Genomic DNA, 20,063 nt, shown 5'->3' with positions numbered 1-20,063 from the left:
ATGTTTACTCCTGGTTTACGAGCTACACCATAGTCACCTTCCATTCCACCACCGTTATAATCTGCTAAGAAATCTGCGTTGAAAGAAACAACTAATTCAGAATTCTTAAGATCATAGAATGGTAATTCTCTTTTTCCGTACACTTCTTGTGCAGCGTCTAATGCGTTTGAATAAGAAACAGCATCATATACTACATGTTGAGTTGTTGGATATTTTGTTGCAAAATCTGCAATCAACTTTTTAGTTGTTGGAGAAGGTAAAGAAGGTGTTAAGATAACCACTTTTTTACCACCAACTGCTGCTAAAGCTTTTGTTACTTTAGCATCAATATCTTTCCAAGTTGTTGCTTTAAATTTATCACCATCATTAGTTAATGGTGCTTTTATTTTATCTGAATCGTATAATGATAATACAGATGCTTGAACACGAGCATTTGTAGAACCAAAATATGTTGCGCCTTTATTTGCATCGATACGGATAGGACGACCTTCTCTTGTACGTACTAATACGTTCGCGTAGTCATACCCATCAAAAACTGTAGATGCGTAATATGTAGGAACACCAGGCATGATATTTTCTGGTTTTACTACATAAGGAACAGATTTTACGATTGGAGCTTCACAGGCTGCTAATGTAACAGCGGCTGTACTGAATCCTAAAATCTTCAAAAAGTCACGACGTGAAGTTTGACTGTTCTCCATGGCGTTATCATTCCCTAAGAAATTGTCTACAGGAATTTCTTCTGCAAATTCATTGGTAGTTAACTTATCGTTTAACGTATTGTCAGTTAACTCCTCAAAACTTTTCCAGTAATTTTTCTTCGAAGCCATTTATACTCCTCTCTTTTTTATATTAATAATGACATTTACCACACTCTAAACCTCCGATAGCATCAACTGTAATTTTAGTTGCGTCACCGTACTGTTTTTTCAGTTTTTCGTGTAGCTCTGCGTAATATTCTTTGTTATACTCGTTGTCCATATCTACCTCAGTAGTTCTGTGACACTCAATACACCATCCCATTGTAAAGTCATTTGCCATTTTAACTTCGTTCATTTCATCTACACGTCCGTGACATGCGAAACAAACTTGATCTCCTGAACCAATGTTTAATTCTTTAGAATTTGGAATAGTACCGTCTTTTATTGCTTTCTTGATTGCTTTTTCTCCTGCTACAACGTGTTGTGAGTGGCTAAAGAAAACGAAATCTGGCATATTGTGGATACGAACCCATTCGATAGGTTTTTGTGGACCATCGTACTTGTTAGTTTCTGGATTCCATCCAATCGCTTTATACATTTTTTGTATCTCCGCTGTGTAGAAGTTTTTCACGCTTTCTTCATCAGCAAATTTACCAGAAGTGATTAATTCTTCTTCGAAATAATCTCCTTTGTATTCTTTGATTGTTTTGTGACAGTTCATACAAACGTTTGGTGAAGGAATACCTGATACCTTACCATATTTTGCAGAGCTGTGACAGTATTGACAATCGATACCTTGTACACCTGCGTGAACTTTGTGAGAGAAATAGATTGGTTGTTCTGGCTCGTAACCTTTATCAACACCTATTCCCATTAATCCCCAGTAGACGTTGTATAATGCTAAGAAAGCTAAAACCGCTACAAGTACACTACCAACTTTTTTGTATTTCTCGAATACATGTGATAATGATACAGCTGCTTTTTCTTTATCTGCATTCAACTCTTCTGTTGCTGTAGCTTTAACTAATGCATTAACGCGAACCAAAATCCACAATAATAATGCTGCTAAAACAACAAAACCTACGGCGATAACACCCGAATTAGCTCCTCCGCCTTGTCCAGCTTCAGCAGCTTTTGCAGCAGCAGCTTCTTTCTTTTTAGCAGCTTTTGCTTCTTCAAATGCTTTTAGACCACCGTCTGGGTCTGCAGTATATGCTAAGATATTATCAATATCACCGTCTGATAAACCTGGGAAGGCTAACATCTCTGTGTTATTGTACTCAGCAAAAATTTTGTTTGCATATGCGTCTCCAGACTCGCGTAACGCTTTGTTGTCCTTAATCCACGCATGCAACCATTCTTTACCTAGTCCAGCTTCGTCTTTTACACGCTTCTCGACATTACGTAATTCCGGCCCAATTAACTTACCATCTATCTGGTGACAAGTTGTACAGTTGGCTTCGAACAATTCATAACCTTTACCTGCATCTTGGGCATTTGCTAAGGAGAACGTCGACATTATAATCGCGCAGCTCCATAAACGTATTCTTTTTAGAAATCTTGCCTTCATTTACTTAAAATAATCTCAGTTCGTTGTTTCTTTTAATTCGTTTTTATTTGAACACTTAACTAACAGCAAAAATAGTTTCAATACTTAATAAAATCATAAAGTTTACATACTGAACTTTATCATTCAGCTTAATTTAAAACAATTCTAAATTAATTGTTAAAAAATATTGCCTCATAAATATAATCTATTCTAGTTAATCAACCTAAAAAAAATGAACTTAAACCTAGTGAACTGAAAATTATTGCAAACACTTATTAAATACAGACAAGCTTCTCAAATTTCAATCTTTTTTATGAAATTATGATGAATTCAGTTTTTTGGAACAATATTAGTAGAAAGAGAATAAAGTAGTTTTTATAGTTTCTTAACTTAATTCTTAGAAGTATATTTGCACAAATTAATTCATCCTATGAAAAAATTTATCGTTTTATTCTTATTTATATTTTCAGCTTCAGCGTTTGCTCAAGAAAAAATTGACACCGTACAAATTATTAATAATGGTACGCTTAATATGGAAATTGACAGTAGAATAAATAATGTAATAAAGGCAAAAGAAGATGCGGTTTGTACATATACATCGCCAACTAAAAAGCCTATTGATAAAAAACCTGTTGTTGTAAAATCTAATGATCCTTGTGCAGGAATGCCTCAGGTTAGCGGTTTTAAGATACAAATTTATTATTCGAAAAATAGAGCTGATGCAGACAAAGTAAGAGCTGAGTTCAACAAAATTTATCCTGATATGTCGGCTCAAGTCGTTTATTACGCACCGGATTATCGTGTTTTAGTTGGAGATTATTTCTCTAAAAGTTCTGCATCTAAAGATATTCGTCGATTAAAATCAAATTATAATAGTGCATTTTCTATTCCTTATAAAGTCTTGTGTAGAAAAGCGAAATAAAGTTATATTACATAATAAAAGCGTTATCAAATTTTGGTTTGATAACGCTTTTATTCTTTTATGGTAATATTTAGTAGATGATTCATTATTAATATTTTTAATTGTTTAGATATAAATTTCGACCTTCTATTTCTAAATGAATTAATGCTTCTGCTAAATTAGTCTGAGCAAAACTTAAATTCCCTGCAACTAAAACTCCTTTTTCTCCTGTCGAAATTTTCTCTATTCCATACACGGTTGATTCATCTTCTGGATTAGAATTACCTTCATATCGATAGATATAAATAATTCTAAAATCATGAGGATGATCCATCAATTCACCTTCAAGTAAATTAAAATCTTCTTGATAACCTTTCTTTGCTAGCTCACGAAGTGCAACACTAGAGGTTTCGTAATTATATTGTCTTCTTTCAAACATATCTTTTATTTTTTTTTAGATTATTTATCTAAACTAACTAATTGTAAAACAATATATTGTTAAATTTTAGTTAATCATTTATCGTAACGTAAATTTTAAGTTTGAAAATCATTTATTGCATATAAATATTGTTTGTATTTTTGATGAAATTAAAAAAAATGATACTAAAAAAATTAGATAATAACGAAATAGTTTTTGTAGATGTGCTTTCTTATATTGAAGATAATTATAACTATACACCTTCTGCTTTTACAAACGGAAATCAAGAAAATACTGTAGATCAAAATCAGGGAAGTGCTAAGGTTTTAGCTTTTGCAAAGTTGAATAATTATACCGAAAATGATACATTAAAATTATTTGCAGAACATTATAAAGCTGTTTTGGAAACGCCAAATGGAACAGATCATAACAACATTCGTCAATTTATGGAAAATGGTTGGGATGGTGTTTCGTTTCAAAATGAAGTTTTGACTAAAAAATAATTAAAATAGCCTCGAAATTTCGAGGCTATTTTGTTGAGTAAAATATCTAAAAAGGAGCCATAAAACTTATGACATAATCGTCGATTGATTTTCCTTTCGCTTCTTTTATTTCTAAATCGACTGGAACTTTATAAGAAGTCAAGTCTTTTTTAGGAATTTTAATTTTGATTAATCCTTGTTTCAATTCTCCTTGTTTAACAACGATATATTGATTTTGTTCATTCAAAATCTCCGTTTTACCATTCTTGAATGATTTCACATTAACAGTTAATTTATAAGGCTGATTGGTTTTATTCATCAAATTATATTGTAATGTATTTGTTACATAATCACCTTCTATAACAAAATCTTTTCCTGGAACCTGCAAAAATTTAACTTCAACATCGCTCCTATTCAGCAAAAATACATTCATAGCAACTATCATTGCAATCAAAATTGTAGTAAACGAAATTAATCGACCATTTATCTTAAAAGGTTTTCCTTCAATAATATTTTCTTCTGATGCATATTTTATCAAACCTTTTGGTAAATCGATCTTAGTCATAATATCATCGCATGCGTCCATACAAGCAGTACAATTTACACATTCTAATTGCGATCCATTTCTGATATCAATTCCAGTTGGACAGACTGCAACACATTGTCCACAATCTATACAATCACCTTTTCCTACAGCTTTTCTATCTTCGTTTTTTCTGAATTTGGAACGACCACTTTCTCCTTCCCCACGACGAAAATCATACGCAACTTGAATTGTTTTTTTATCGATTAACACACCTTGAAAACGACCATAAGGACAAACCAATGTACAGGCTTGCTCACGAAACCAAGCGAAAATAAAATAAAACAACCAACTAAAAATGACAATTCCAAAGAACATTCCACTATGTTCGGAAGGACCTTCGATTATCATTTTTTCTAACACATCAACTCCCACCAAATAAGCTACAAATATGTTTGTCACGAAAAAAGAAACTAAATAAAAGACGAACCATTTTATTCCTCTTTTCAATATTTTCTCTTCGTCCCAATCTTGTTTATCTAATCTGATTTGTTTGCTACGATCACCTTCTATTAAAAATTCTATTTTACGAAAAACAAATTCTAAAAATATAGTTTGAGGACATAACCAACCACAAAACAATCTACCATAAACAGTTGTAAATAGTATAATAAATACAACCGTAATAATCATTCCAAAAGCTAACAAGAAAAAATCTGTTGTAAAAAAGGGAAAACCAAATAAAATGAAGTTGGTATTAAAAACATCAAATTTGAATAAAGGATTTCCGTTAGGTAACTTGATAAATGGTAAAACAACCAATAAAACCAATAATAACGTTGAAGTTATGGAACGATAATTTGTGTATTTACCAGAAGGTTTTTTAGCATAAACCCACTTCCTTGTCCCATTTCTTTCCATTGTTGCAACCTCTGTTCTAAATTTCTCATTTTCATCTGCAACATTAAACTGAACTGTATTTTGATCAAAATCACTCATACCTTATCTAATTAGAGAGCAAAATTAAGACTGAAGCATTCCAAAACTTTGGCATTAATTATGTTTTCTATGGTATTTTTTATGGATTGATAAAAATCATTCTTTTTTTAAACAAAAACTAACTTGTAACTTATTAAAGAAAACGATTGTTTCTAAATGAAAATTCTATAAAAAAACTTATCCTATTTTATAATACATGGACTTAAAATCGATCAAATAATTGCTTAGATATAATATTGTTTACGAAATTGTTCGGGAGTAAAATTGGTGTATTTCTTAAAAAATTTCACGAAATAAGATGCATCTTGAAAATTTAATTCATACGCAATTTCGCTTACAGACAGTTCTTTGTTTACCAACAAACGTTTTGCCTCTAAAACAACTCGACTTCTAATTAATTCTCCTGCTGAAATTCCACCTAAATCTTTGCACAAGGCATTCAAATGATTTGGTGTAACATAGAGCATTTCGGCATAATCTTTTGGCAATTTTTTAATCTTAAAATTCTGATCTATTAGGGTTTGAAAATTATTCAAAAGAACAGATTTGTAATCATTTATAGTATTAGATTCCGAAAAATAATGACGCTCAATTAATATAAATAATTCTAATAATTGTGTTCCTATTTTTAAGTTCGTAAACTGATCGTTCAACAAATTTTCATTAATAATTTCTTCAAATAAAGACGAAATTATGAGTTGTAAATCTTTATTCAATTCAATGACATGATCAGTAATTTTTATAGATTGTAAAAAAGAAAACTTCTGAAGTAAAGCTGAATTAATTCCAATCCAATCAAAAAAGCTACTCGAAAAATTCACAACAAATCCATCATATTTTTCTTTAAAATACCATTGATGCACTTGTCCTGGTTTCATAAAATACATCATACCTGTTTTTACAGGAAATTTTTCGAAATCTATTAAATGCTCTCCACTTCCTTCTGTAAAATAAACCAAATGGTAATAATTATGGTTATGCACTTGTTGCAAATGAGGATTACTTTCCACATACCCTCTAAAACGATCTACAGAAAGTAATTCGTTTATATTTTTAGGTGTATTTAAATTACAAATATCAAATGTCGGAAATTGCTGCTTATCCATTTTCAAAATCTATGAAAGACAAAAGTACAAACTATAATTTCGAATAAAATCATTCTTTTTTATGATTTGAAAAGTTTAACTTTATTGCTGTAAGCGATTATAAAAATGGAATTTAAAGAGAAAAAAATTATTCTACTTTCTTTGGATGGTGGCGGAATACGAGGAATTATTTCTTGTATAATCCTAAAATATATCGAGGATAAACTAAAAGAACAAGATTGTGAAGATGCTAAAATTGGCGATTATGTCGATTTTATTGCCGGAACAAGTACAGGTGCTTTGATTGCATCTTTGTTACTTTTACCATCAGATGAACATCCAAAAAAAGCAAAACATTCTATTACAGATGCATTAAATATTTATTTAGGAGAAGGAAAAAATATTTTTTCTAAAACCTTTTGGACTATTTTAAACAATCCATTAGCTGTTTTTAAAGATAATTTTTCTACAATGGTACTAGAAAGTCAATTAGAAATTGTTTTTAAAGATGCTGAACTCAAAAATTTAATTCGTCCATGCGCATTGATTGCTTATGATACAGAACATCAAAAACCGAAAATTTTCAATTCGATTGATGGAATTTCACCTTTCCGAAATTTTTATATTAAAGATGTTTGTCGCGCTTCTTCAGCTGCACCAACTTATTTTGAACCAGCAAAAATAAAGTCATTTGCAGAACAAGAATTTTCTTGTATTGATGGTGGTGTATTTGCAAATAATCCTACTTTTTGTGGTTTTATAGAATCTCAAAAAATAAATTTTAATAAATATTTTAAAGATGATTTAAAATTTGATGGAACTGCGCCTTTACAAGAATTTATTACCATTTCTATTGGGAATGGATCTCGCGCAAAATCTTATAAACACAATGAATTAACAGGTATATCAAAATCAAAATGGGTAGATCCGTTGGTTGATATTTTTATTTCGACAGGTGTAAATATGATTGATATGGAAATGAAAAGTATGTATAGCTTACTGAAACCGAAATATCAACACAATTATTATCGTTTTAATCCCGAAATTCCCGAATCTTCAATAGACCTAGGAAATGTATCCAATACAAATATCAAAACCTTAATAGATGTTGCGAACGATTATGTTGCAAAAAATAAAGAATATTTAGATGAAGTTGTACAAAAATTAATCTTCAATAAAATTGAAATAAAATAACATCAAAAAGGCTTTAATCTATATAAGAATAAAGCCTTTTTAATATTTACTTACTTCTAACATATATAAAAATATCTTGATCTTTATTTAATTGACGATCATCTATAATACTTTCTAAACATGCATTTGCAGAATCTAACTCTCCTATTTTATTAAAATCTTTGTATTTACCATTAACCTGTGGTACAACATGTCCATTTAGTTTTTCGGGCGTCAAAGCCTTGCGTTCACCAATCAAAGTATACACATACTCGCGACCAGTTTCGTCTGTAAAATTATCAACTTTATAAATTTGCTCCAACTCTTTTTCTTGATCAATTATTACAAATAAATAATCTTTGTGGCTGTCTTTTTCAAAAAATACTCTTTTCATAAACCTATGTTTTACTCAAATTTAGTAAAAGAAATGTATAAAAGCCAATGTAAAATGATATAATTTATCAAAAAACATAAAATATTTTTCTCTCTATTCATCTAGCATACAAGAGAAAACCAATCATTTCTTATAATTAATTTAAAAATTTTACACTACTTTGTTTTGCATAGTAGTGTAAAACACATAGATTTGTAGAAATTACATTACTATGAAAAACAAACTTCTATTTATAATCTTATTATGCAGCATAACTGCATCTGCTCAACTTAACTTTTCTGGAAGTTTAGTTGATGATAAAACCAATGCACCGATTTCTCTTGGAGAGATTTATTTAGCGAATGATAAAACTGAATTATCTAATTTGACAGATGAAAATGGAAAATTTACTTTTGATCAAATTCCAACAGGAATTTACGAAATGGCTGTTCTTGTAAATTTTGACACCATTTATAAAGAGAAAATTGAATTGACTCAAAATACCGAAAAACAACTTAAAATTTCTTCGCCAAATGTTGATTTAAAAGAAGTTGTTATTGCTAAAAAAGTATTTCAGAAAAAAGCAGATCGTTTTGTATTTGATGTTAGTAATTCTTCTATTGCAAAGGGAAATAATGCTTTTAATCTATTAAAACAAACACCTCTTGTTTCTTCTACAGATGGAAAAAATTTAAAAATATTGAACAAATCTGATGTGATTATTTATATCAATGGACGAAAATCTAACATGGACAATGAGGCAATTATTGAAATGTTGAAAAATACACCTTCAGAAAATATACAAAAAATAGAAATTATCACAGTTCCTGGAAGTGAATTTCAAGTTGAAGCAAATACTGGTGTTATTAATATTGTGATGAAAAAAACTACAACAAATGGATATAATGGAAACGTGCGTTTGGTAGACAATCAAGGTTATTACAATAATCCAAGTATGAATGCTAGCTTTAATTTCCGTAAAGATAAATTAGCCGTAAATACTGGAGTTTATACTGGAATTAATAAATCGTATGAAAAAATTGAATTATCAAACGGAAATAAAAATTTTATCACAAATTCAAACGGTTACATTGCTGATCCAAACACAAATATTGGTGGAAATATTGGGTTAGATTACGAATTATCTGCTAATCAAAATATTGGATTAACGTACAATTATAGATACAACAAAAGTTTTAATTCCATATTTACATTCGATAATTCATATAACGGAATTTTGATGAATCGTACAACAAAAGTTGAAGACGCACAAATCAGAAATCATTCTCTTAATCTTAATTATGAAATCAAAACAGATACAATTGGAAGTAAATTAATGACAAATGCATCTATCCTATTCTACAAAAGAGGAATGGAAAGTACAAATCAGACATTTCCGTTTGACAATAGCGAATATCAATCATTAAGACAAATTATACCTCAAAAAATAAACAATATTAGTTTAAATGCAGATTATATTGCAAAAACTAAAAAAGAAAATACATGGTTATTTGGTGCAAATTATATTTACACAAAAACAGACAACGATACAAAACAAGATAATTTAATTAATGGAAATTACATACCAGATCAAGTTTTTACAAATCACTTTTTATACAAAGAAAATATTATTGGATTGTATTTAACTTTTGAGCGAAAACTATCTGAAAAATTAAGTGGGAAAATAGGTTCTCGTCTAGAGATCACAAAAACAGAAGGTGATATTATTGGAAAAAATAATTCATTCAAAAATGATTACACAAATCTTTTACCTTATCTAACATTAAATTACGAAATCAATAAAAACAATAATTTAAGCTATACATTTTCTAGTCGAATTAAAAGACCTGCATTTTGGGAATTAAATCCTGCGCGTACATACATGACACCAACCAATTATTTGCAAAATAATCCATTCATGTCAAGCTCTAAATATTATAAACAAGAATTAAATTATCTTTTGAAAGGAGCTTATTTCTTAAATGTTGATTTTGAATATGTAGAAGACGCATCTGGTCAAATTCCATTACAAGGATCAGTTAAAAACTTAGCAACAGGAGAAACAACCGAATTTCTACGTTACATCCGTATGAATTATGGTGACAAAAAAACATTAAACGCAACAATTGGTGTTAATAAAGCGCTTTACAATGGAATTTGGAACATTAGTTATTCATCAACATTTATGTACCAAAAATATAGTGGAATAGTAAAATCTGATCCTACTTATATTCCACAACCAGGTTTAGAAGAAACATTGTATCCATATATTGTAGACGCTGCATCTACAAGTGCTCATTTCAAATTTGATAACAACATTCGTTTATCTGCAAATAAAGATTGGTTTTTGGGTGTTAACTATTGGTATTTATCATCTTTTGAATTAGAATTAGGAAAACTAGGACAACAACATAGTTTTGATTTAAATCTAAAAAAGATATGGACAAATTGGACCGTTTTGTTTGAAGTAGAAAATCTTTTTGACACTGCAAATGTTCAAATAAATAACAATGAATCAAATGGAAATTTCAATAATGTATATCAAAAAAATTATAATAGACAATTTACATTGAGCGTTACATATAAATTCGGGAATCAAAAAATTAAAAAATCAAGAGATATTAACGAAGCAAATAGTACAATAAAATCAAGATTATAATTCGTTAAAATATTCATCACACAAAATGCCCAATATTTGGGCATTTTGTGTTTCTATAAAAATCCATTTTAAAAACTAATTTTACGCTATAACTGAATAAATACGCTATTTTTGAATAAAGAATTTATCATTTTTATAGAAACGGATTTATCATGAAAAAAAATAAACGATCAACATTAATTTTGGGATTATTCCTAACGAGTTTTTTACCAATCAATGGAATTACTTATGCGCAACAAACTGTAGAAAAAACGACAAATAAAACGAGTATTTCTACTAAAGTTTTGACTGAAATTCTAGAAAAAAATAGAGCTTTATACAAAGACGGAAAAGTTGCTGATTATATTCCCGAATTAGGAAAAATGGACGCTAAAGCAATTGCCTTTTCTGTGGTCGATGAAAATGGAAAAATAATAAATGTTGGTGATATAAATCAAAAATTTACTATTCAAAGTATATCTAAAATCATTTCTTTGATGATTGCGGTAAACGAAAAAGGAGAGAAAAATATTTTTGATAAAATGGGATATTTCGGAACTGATAAACCGTTTAATTATTTTGCAAATTTAGATAACTCAGGAAAACCTTTAAACCCGATGATGAATGCTGGCGCAATTTTAACAACATCTTTGATTGAGGGTGAAGGCGAAATTCCATTCCAAAAAATACTAGACATGGTTCGTTTTATCACCAAAAATCCTTCAATAAATTATAGTAAATCTGTTTATAATTCCGAAAAAGATACCGGAAATCGCAATAGAGGAATGTTTTATGTGATGAAAAACACAGGATTAATTGATGGCGATGAAGAGAAATTAAATAATTATTTCAAACAATGTTCTATAGAAGTAACGGCAGAAGATTTAGCCAAAATAGGCTACTTTTTTGCACATCAATGCACACGTTTTGATGGTGATAAAACGTATAAAAACGCAGAATTAGCAAAACTTATTCAATCTCAAATGATGATTGCAGGTATGTACGAATTTAGTGGAGAATACGCACGTACAGTTGGTTTGCCAAGTAAATCTGGTGTTGGAGGCGGAATTTCAGTATCAGTTCCAGGAAAAATAGGTATCGGTACTTTTAGTCCTTCTTTAGATTATCATGGAAACTCTTTAGCTGGTTATCACATGATTTTAGACTTAGTAAATCGTTACGAATTAGGTTTATTTGATTGATACTAAATATAATTTACCTTCTTATTTTTTAGTTTACTTAGAAATTATCACCTATTTTGGTATTATCCTTGTAGACAAAAGATAGACTAAAACGCTAAGACACAACGAAAAAACTCAATTCTTTTGAAATTCAACCTAAAAAAAACAATTAAGTATTTATTAATCACACTACTAACAATAACTTTATTATTGATTGGTTTAGTTTTCAGTTTAAAAATACCTGCTGTTCAAAATTATGTAAAAGAATATTTAGTTGATTATTTAGAAGAAAAAATCCAAACAAAAGTAAGTCTAGAAAAAGTTTATGTTGATTTCCCAACCAGTTTGGTTATGCAAGATTTATATCTACAAGGTCAAGACGTAGATACATTATTGTATGTCAAAAAATTTGATGTTGGTCTAGATATTTGGCAATTACTAAAAAATAAGGCGGATATAAAATCAATTGATTTAGAAGGTGTAAATACAAATGTTATTCGAAAACCTGATGGAACTTTCAATTTTGATTATATCATAAATACTTTTGCAACAAAAGATGAGGAAGAAAGTGAATCGAAACCATTTATTATTTCTTTAGATAAAATAAAACTGAAAAAAATTGCTATTTCTTTTATAGACCAACAATCTGGTAATAACATAAAAATAGCATTTAATGAGTTTGACACTCATGTAAAAAACTTTGATTTAGATAAAAACTCATACGCAATTGATGATATTTTAATTGACGGTTTACAGCTAAAATTAAAGCAAGATTTAGTAAAAGAAATTGCTAAAAATGTAGACGAAAAAGTAGATTCTTTAACTAAACAAAATCCACTTAAAGTTGAATTGAACGGAATTAAATTGACCAACTTCGATATTGATTATGGTGATGACAACACACAATTATTTGCCAAATTAAACTTTAAATTATTTCAAACAAAAATCAAAAATTTAGACTTAGACAAAAATTCATATACTGTCGGAGATATAAATTTGAATGGTTTGAATTTAAAATTCAATCAAAAAATCAATAAAAATAACTTTTCAAACACCCCAAATAAAGTTGATACAAAAACAAATCAAGTACCTTTACAACTTGGCTTAAACAAAATAAATTTAGCAGATATAAACGTTGATTATCGTGATGATAAATCAAAAATGCATGCAAAAATTGGCTTAAAAGAATTTGAAACAATCATTCAAAAAATAGATTTAGCAACTAATTCATACAACATTGGTGATATAAATTTAGATGGATTAGATTTAGATTACAACCAAAAAACAAACAGTATTCACCCAACAAATAGTACCGAAAATAATGCTGTTCAAGCACCTTTACAACTTGGTTTAAACAAAATAAATTTGACTAAAATTAAAGTTGATTATAAAGATGAAAATTCAAAAACTTTTGCAAAAGTTAACTTAAACAATGTCAAGTCAAAAATAAATAAACTTGATCTAAAAAATTCTATTTACGATATTGATCACATCATTTTAAAGGGTTCAAATATCACTGCTAATTTACATTTAGCTAGTACTTCTCAAACTTCAAAATCGTCTACAGAAAGCTCTACTCCTATCAATTTGTCTTTAAATAAATTGATTTTAGACGATACAAAAATTGTATATAACAATACCGCAATTGCAAGCACCAAGCAAGGAATGGATTATAATCATCTTAACTTTTCTAAATTAAATCTTGATCTAGAAAATTTAAAAATGTTTAACGGAGCAATTGCAGGATCAGTAAAAAAAGGAGAAATAAAAGAAGTAAGAGGTCTTAATATTTTACGATTAAATACCGATTTTCTTTACGGCGAAAAGCAAACTTATTTAAAAAAATTACACCTACAAACACCGAAAACATTGCTTCGTGATGAAATTTTTTTAACATACAATTCAATTAATCAGCTTACTTCAAATCCAGGAAATGTTAGTGTAAATGCAAAAATTAGAAATTCTAAAATTGGTTTTTCAGATATTTTAAACTTAGTTCCAACATTAAAAAATACGATTCCTTTTGATAAATATCCCAATGCAATTCTTAATATTAATACACAAGTTAGAGGAAAAGTAAATGATTTAACGGTTAATAATTTAGCTTTATCTGGATTAGATGATCTATCAATTATTGCTTCTGGACGTATCGTAAATGTGATGAATCCTGATAAATTATATTATGACTTATCTATTCAGAATTTTTCGACTTCTTCTAAAACGATTTATAATATTGTTCCAAAAAATACAATTCCAAACAACATTAGAATTCCATCAAAGTTAAGCATCAAAGGAAAAGCAAAAGGAACAACCCAAATTGTAAATACGCAGTTTTATTTGACTTCTTCTCTTGGAAATACTAATATTGACGCCAAAATTGATTTACATAAAAAAGATGCTGAAAAATATGATGTAAAAGCTGATTTACAAAATTTGGATGTCGGTACACTCATTAGCAACAAAGATATTGGTAAAATAACGGTTAAAATTGACGTAAAAGGACAAAGTTTTAATCCTGAAATAGCAAACGCTGACATTAACGGAACTATTATTTCTGCTAATTACAACAACTATACTTATCAGAATATTGATTTAAAAGCCAAAATAAATAATGGTGTTTTTGATGCTCATTTACTTTCAAAAGATCCAAATGCAAATCTTAATTTAACGGCTTCTGGTGTTTACAAAAAAGACTTGTCTGACGTAAAAATAAATGGAAAAATTGATAAATTAGACCTCAACAAATTAGGTTTTTACGCAACACCTATGATTATTGTTGGTGGAATAACAGCAGGTTTCTCTAATCTAAATCCAGATCAATTAAACGGCTCTTTACATCTTACTGATTTTGCAATTTCAGATACAAAAGAAATTTTTCCTATCCAAGAAATGAATTTAAAAGCCATTTCTACACAAGATTCAAATCAAATTAATTTAAATTCTCAAATTGCGGATGCTGAATTAAAAGGAAAATTTAAACTCACTCAAATATTTAGTGCCTTATCTGCAACACTTAATGAATATTATAATTTTCAAGAAAAAGATCAGAAAATAGAAATTGATCCTCATCAATATTTTACGTTAAATGCCAAAATAAAAGATGATGATTTGATTAGAAAATTTGTTCCAGATTTAAAGAATTTCGAAACAATAAGTTTAAATGCAACGTATGAAGCTGACTCACAAAAGATTTTAGTAAATGGAGAAATTCCAAATTTAACGTATGATAAAAATACAATTGATGCTGGTAAATTTCAAATTTCTAATAACAATAATGCATTACAATATGATTTGAGTATTGGAGGTTTGAAAAGTGAAAGTTTTCAGCTCAAAAAAATTAATATCAACGGAGATATTGCGCAAAATATTATCAACTATACTGTTTCTACAAAAGATGATAAAGATGCCACACAATTTTTGGTTGCAGGTAATGTAAAAGCATTGAATGATATTACCGAAATTAACTTAAATCCAAATGGTTTAATCTTAAATCACGAACAATGGCAAGTTGGAAATGACAACAGTATTCAGCTAAAAAAAGATGGTATTGTTGCAAATAATTTTAGAATTTCGAAAGATGGAAGTGAGATTTTTCTTCAATCTGAAAATAATGATGGAGCAAGTCTTCTAAATATTCAAATCAAGGATTTTAAAATCGAAACGATTACAGAATTAATTAAAAAAGATGATCTGCCTGCTGCTGGAACTATAAATGGAACAGTACAAATTAGAGATTTGAACAAAGAAATGACGTTTACATCTGATCTTACAATCTCAGATTTACAAGCATTCGGAAATCCAATTGGTCATTTAACAGCAAAAGTTAAAAACACATCACCAACTAATATTAATGCAGACATTGTATTAACTGGAAACAATAATGATTTAAAAATTACAGGTGATTATAATACCAACGAAAGTGTATTTGACTTGTTATTAGCAATAAATCACTTGGAAATGAAGTCGATTCAAGGTTTTTCTATGAATGCTATAAAAGATACAGAAGGATTTATTTCAGGGAATTTAAATGTAACCGGAACTGTAGATAAACCTTCTATTTTAGGAAAAATTCTGTTCAATGAAGTTGGATTAACTGTTGCTGAAACAGGTAGTAATTTCAGAAAAATAAATGATGAAATTGACTTTACAAATAAAGGAATTGAACTAAATCGTTTCAAAATAAATGATGCTGATGGAAATTCTTTAACTGTAAATGGAGAGATTTTAACGTCAAATTATCAAGATTTCGCTTTCAATTTAACCGCAAACGCTCGAAATTTTAAAGTCGTTAATTCACAAAAGTCAAACGATGCCTTGATGTACGGTATTTTAGCTATTAATGCTACTTTACAAATAAAAGGAGATTTAGATTTACCTATTGTTAATGGACAATTAAAAGTAACGGAAGACACAGATTTCACATTCGTCCTACCTCAATCTTCGCCTTCATTACAAGCGCGTGATGGTATTGTAGAATTTATAGATCAAGATCAGATTGCTTTACAAGAAACGATCAAACCAAACGAAATTAGTAGCGATACAAAAATAAAAGGATTAGACGTTAATGTTAATATTGAAATTGATAAAGATGCCAAAACTTCACTTATTATTGATAAAGCAAATGGCGATTTCATAAAAATACAAGGTGAAGCACAATTAACTGGAGGAATAGATCCTTCTGGAAAAGTGACTTTGGTCGGAATTTATCAAGTAGAAAAAGGAGCTTACGAAATGTCAGTCAGTTTACTAAAACGAAAGTTTGATGTTCAGAAAGGAAGTACAATCACATGGACTGGAGAACCTACAACCGCAAACTTAGACATTACAGCGGCTTACAAAACAGAAGCAGCTCCAATTGATTTGATAGAACAACAAATTTCTGGATTATCTTCTTCTGAAATGAATATGTACAAGCAACGTATTCCATTTAACACGTTACTAAAACTGAATGGCGAATTATTGAAGCCCGAAATTACTTTCGACATTACCTTGAATGAAGATAATCCTTCTGTTGCAACAACAGTTTTAGATAATACAAAAGCAAAATTAGAGCAATTAAGAAATGATGAAGCAGAAATGAATAAACAAGTTTTTGCATTGTTATTATTAAATCGTTTTATCGGAGAAAATCCATTTCAAAGTCAATCTGGAGTATCTGCAGAAACAATGGCTAAACAAAGTGTAAGTAATATTTTGTCGCAGCAGTTAAACAATTTAGCAGCTGATCTAATAAAAGGAGTTGACATCGATTTTGGTTTAGATACACAAGATGATTATTCTACAGGTTCTAAAAATACACGAACAGATTTGAATGTTGCAGTAAGCAAACGTTTGCTAAATGATCGTTTAAAAGTATCTATTGGAAGTTATTTTGGTTTGGAAGGACAAGCACGAGAAAACGAAAATATGACAAATATTGCAGGCGATATTACGATCGATTATAGCTTATCTCGCGACGGACGATATATGCTAAGAGCATATCGAAAAGATGAATATCAAGTTGCTTTACAAGGACAAATTGTAGAAACTGGTGTTGGTTTTATTATTACAATTGATTACAATAAATTTCGAGAAATTTTTGAGAAAAGAAAACAGAACAAATCATATAAGAAAAACCAAAGAACTGAAACCAAATAATGAAGAAAAATTACAAAATAGCAGTCAAATTACTTGTAACTATTGGTACAATTCTAATGGTTTCATCTTGTAGCAATACTCGTTTTCTAGAGGAAGGACAACAATTATATACAGGTTCTAAACTAACTGTAGAAGGTGATTCTTTGACAAAAAAAGAAAAATCTGAATTAAAAAATCAATTAGAAAATACAATTATTCCAAAACCTAATTCAAGTTTTTTTGGATTAAGACCTCGATTATACATTTACAATATAACAAAAGAGCCTAAAAAAGAAAAAGGAATTAGATATTGGTTAAAATATAAAGTTGGCGAAAAACCTGTTTTATTGAGCAATGTTGATATAGAATTTAACAAAGACATTTTGGTGAATTATTCCGAAAACAAAGGATATTTCAATGCAAAAGCAGTAAGTGATACGATTTCTAAAAATAAAAAAACAGAAATATATTATAATTTAAAACCAAAAGCCCGTTACTATATTAGTCAAATTAATTTCCCGTCAGATACAAGCTCTATTATTAACCAAGAAATTGCAAAAACAAAAGATAAAACATTACTAAAACCAAATCAACCTTTTGATTTAGATGTTATAAAATCTGAACGAGAACGCATTGATAATCGTCTAAAAGAAAAAGGATTTTATTATTTTCATCCAGATAATATCATCGTTCAAGCTGATAGTACGGTTAGTAAAAATCATCACGTAGAACTTTTTGTTAAGCTAAAAAATAACACACCACAAGAAGCAAAAGAACAATTTACAATAGAAAATGTTATTGTATATCCGAATTTTAATATTAGAAACTCAAAAAAAGAATCAATTCAAATACCTATGCACAACGATTCTTTAGCAAAATACGCATACAAAGATTATTATGTTATTGATTCTAAAAAAACATTTAAACCTAAGATTTTCGACCGTGCATTATATTTTGAAAAAGGAGATTTATACAACCGAGAAAATCATAATTTAAGCTTAAATCGATTAATTAATTTAGGTGTTTTTAAATTCGTTAAAAATAATTTTGTTCTTACAGACTCTATCAATCATAAATTTGATGCCTATTATTTATTAACTCCAAGAGATTTTCAATCCTTACGATTTGAAGTTTTAGGACGTACAAATTCTGCAAATTATGGTGGAGGTGAGTTAAATTTAAATTGGACAAATCGAAATATTTTCAAAGGAGCTGAACAATTAAAAATGGCTTTATACGGTGCTTTTGACGTACAATTAGGAGGTCCAAAAAACGGGAATAATATTTTTAGAGCAGGTTTTAATTCTCAATTATCAATTCCGAGAATTATAGCGCCATTCCGTTTCAATTCTTCGAGTGCTTTTGTACCTCGTACCAATGTAAATATTGGATATGAGTATCAAAATAGAACAAAATTATATACGCTACATAATTTCAATACTTCGTTTGGCTATACTTGGAAAGAAAATGCAAAAAAAGAACATGATTTAAAAATATTTGATGCCACTTTAGTTTTTCCAGAAAAAATAACAGACGAATATAACGAGCAAATTTATTTTCCTGATGGATCTATCAAAAATCCTAGTTTAAAACGAGTTGTAGATAAGCAATTAATCTTTGGACCAACTTATTCTTACACGTATACAACCACAATGTTACCTAAAAAAAATACATTCTATTACCGTGGAATGGTTGATTTAGCTGCAAATATTACAGGATTAATTTCTGGAGCAAATGTAAAAAAAGATAATCAAAAAGAAATTTTCAAAATACCATATAGTCAATATGCAAAGATGGAACATGACGTCCGTTTTTATCATAAAATTTCCGAAAAATCTAGTTTTGCAACACGTTTTATTGGTGGAATAGCTTATCCTTACGGTAATTCAGAATTTGTTCCGTTTTCTAAACAATTTTTTGTTGGAGGAAGTAACAGTATTCGAGCATTCCGAGCGCGTACATTAGGTCCTGGTAGTTATGATCCTAGAACACAAAATGCTAATTTTTACTTTGATCAATCTGGAGATATCAAACTAGAATTGAATGCAGAATATCGCGCAAATTTATTTAGTTTTCTAAACTTAGCTATTTTTGCTGATGCTGGTAATATTTGGTTGGTGAATGATGATCCTGATAAACCTGGTGGTAAATTCTCAAAAGATTTTATGAGCGAAATTGCGGTTGGAGCTGGAATCGGTTTACGTTTCGATTTCTCGATAATGGTACTTCGTTTAGATCTAGCCATGCCGCTTCGTGTACCTTATTACGAAAAAGGTGATCGCTGGGCATTTGATAAAATTGACTTTAGTAACAAAGATTGGAGAAAAGACAATTTGATTCTTAACATTGCAATTGGATATCCTTTTTAATAAAATTTAAAGAAAAATAAAGGCTTCTTTTTTCTGAAAATTGAAGCTTTTATTA

Annotated in this window: 13 protein-coding genes; 7 read left to right on the top strand and 6 right to left on the bottom strand. The window is 29.2% G+C overall.

Features of this window, described 5'->3' with window-relative positions; genetic code table 11:
* A partial coding sequence (locus RSC72_RS11360) for a TAT-variant-translocated molybdopterin oxidoreductase (protein WP_332578513.1) occupies positions 1 to 830 on the bottom strand: 830 nt, incomplete at its 3' end.
* 22 nt (positions 831 to 852) lie between these two features.
* The gene (locus RSC72_RS11355) at positions 853 to 2,271 is read right to left on the bottom strand and encodes a c-type cytochrome (RefSeq protein ID WP_442879143.1); all 1,419 of its coding nucleotides are present in this window, start codon (positions 2,269 to 2,271) and stop codon (positions 853 to 855) included.
* Positions 2,272 to 2,680: 409 nt separating this feature from the next.
* On the opposite strand from RSC72_RS11355, the gene RSC72_RS11350 reads away from it, so the two are divergent.
* Positions 2,681 to 3,172 (top strand): SPOR domain-containing protein, encoded by a 492-nt coding sequence (locus tag RSC72_RS11350; protein WP_332545748.1) that lies wholly within the window; start codon positions 2,681 to 2,683, stop codon positions 3,170 to 3,172.
* Between the two features lie 97 nt (positions 3,173 to 3,269).
* Here RSC72_RS11350 and RSC72_RS11345 read toward each other — a convergent pair whose 3' ends face one another.
* Complete coding sequence (locus RSC72_RS11345; RefSeq protein ID WP_332545750.1) at positions 3,270 to 3,590, bottom strand: hypothetical protein; 321 nt, start codon at positions 3,588 to 3,590, stop codon at positions 3,270 to 3,272.
* A 158-nt stretch (positions 3,591 to 3,748) separates the two neighbouring features.
* Between RSC72_RS11345 and RSC72_RS11340 the strand changes: the two genes are divergently transcribed.
* Positions 3,749 to 4,072, top strand: a complete 324-nt coding sequence (locus tag RSC72_RS11340) for a HopJ type III effector protein (protein ID WP_332545751.1) — start codon at positions 3,749 to 3,751, stop codon at positions 4,070 to 4,072.
* A 46-nt stretch (positions 4,073 to 4,118) separates the two neighbouring features.
* Here RSC72_RS11340 and ccoG read toward each other — a convergent pair whose 3' ends face one another.
* Both ccoG and RSC72_RS11330 read right to left on the bottom strand, forming a co-directional pair.
* The gene (ccoG, locus tag RSC72_RS11335) at positions 4,119 to 5,573 is read right to left on the bottom strand and encodes a cytochrome c oxidase accessory protein CcoG (RefSeq protein WP_332545752.1); all 1,455 of its coding nucleotides are present in this window, start codon (positions 5,571 to 5,573) and stop codon (positions 4,119 to 4,121) included.
* Between the two features lie 224 nt (positions 5,574 to 5,797).
* Positions 5,798 to 6,679 carry an AraC family transcriptional regulator gene (locus tag RSC72_RS11330; protein ID WP_332545753.1) on the bottom strand — a complete coding sequence of 294 codons (882 nt, stop codon included), beginning with the start codon at positions 6,677 to 6,679 and terminating at the stop codon, positions 5,798 to 5,800.
* Between the two features lie 105 nt (positions 6,680 to 6,784).
* Here RSC72_RS11330 and RSC72_RS11325 point away from each other — a divergent pair, with 105 nt between their 5' ends.
* The gene (locus tag RSC72_RS11325; RefSeq protein ID WP_332545754.1) at positions 6,785 to 7,852 is read left to right on the top strand and encodes a patatin-like phospholipase family protein; all 1,068 of its coding nucleotides are present in this window, start codon (positions 6,785 to 6,787) and stop codon (positions 7,850 to 7,852) included.
* Positions 7,853 to 7,898: 46 nt separating this feature from the next.
* Here RSC72_RS11325 and RSC72_RS11320 read toward each other — a convergent pair whose 3' ends face one another.
* On the bottom strand, positions 7,899 to 8,225 hold the full coding sequence (locus RSC72_RS11320) for a hypothetical protein (protein ID WP_332545755.1): 327 nt from the start codon (positions 8,223 to 8,225) through the stop codon (positions 7,899 to 7,901).
* 211 nt (positions 8,226 to 8,436) lie between these two features.
* Between RSC72_RS11320 and RSC72_RS11315 the strand changes: the two genes are divergently transcribed.
* From RSC72_RS11315 to tamL, 4 genes are all read left to right on the top strand, one after another.
* Complete coding sequence (locus RSC72_RS11315; RefSeq protein ID WP_332545756.1) at positions 8,437 to 10,863, top strand: outer membrane beta-barrel family protein; 2,427 nt, start codon at positions 8,437 to 8,439, stop codon at positions 10,861 to 10,863.
* A 152-nt stretch (positions 10,864 to 11,015) separates the two neighbouring features.
* Positions 11,016 to 12,044, top strand: a complete 1,029-nt coding sequence (gene glsA, locus RSC72_RS11310) for a glutaminase A (RefSeq protein ID WP_332545757.1) — start codon at positions 11,016 to 11,018, stop codon at positions 12,042 to 12,044.
* Positions 12,045 to 12,167: 123 nt separating this feature from the next.
* Positions 12,168 to 17,660 (top strand): translocation/assembly module TamB domain-containing protein, encoded by a 5,493-nt coding sequence (locus RSC72_RS11305; protein WP_332566016.1) that lies wholly within the window; start codon positions 12,168 to 12,170, stop codon positions 17,658 to 17,660.
* On the top strand, positions 17,660 to 20,008 hold the full coding sequence (gene tamL, locus RSC72_RS11300) for a translocation and assembly module lipoprotein TamL (protein WP_332566017.1): 2,349 nt from the start codon (positions 17,660 to 17,662) through the stop codon (positions 20,006 to 20,008). The genes RSC72_RS11305 and tamL overlap by 1 nt, the downstream gene beginning before the upstream one ends.
* Positions 20,009 to 20,063: the final 55 nt, after the last annotated feature.

The organism is Algoriella sp., from assembly GCF_036647415.1.
In the GTDB taxonomy this organism is placed as follows: domain Bacteria; phylum Bacteroidota; class Bacteroidia; order Flavobacteriales; family Weeksellaceae; genus Empedobacter.
This window is presented reverse-complemented; position numbering and strand designations above follow the sequence as displayed.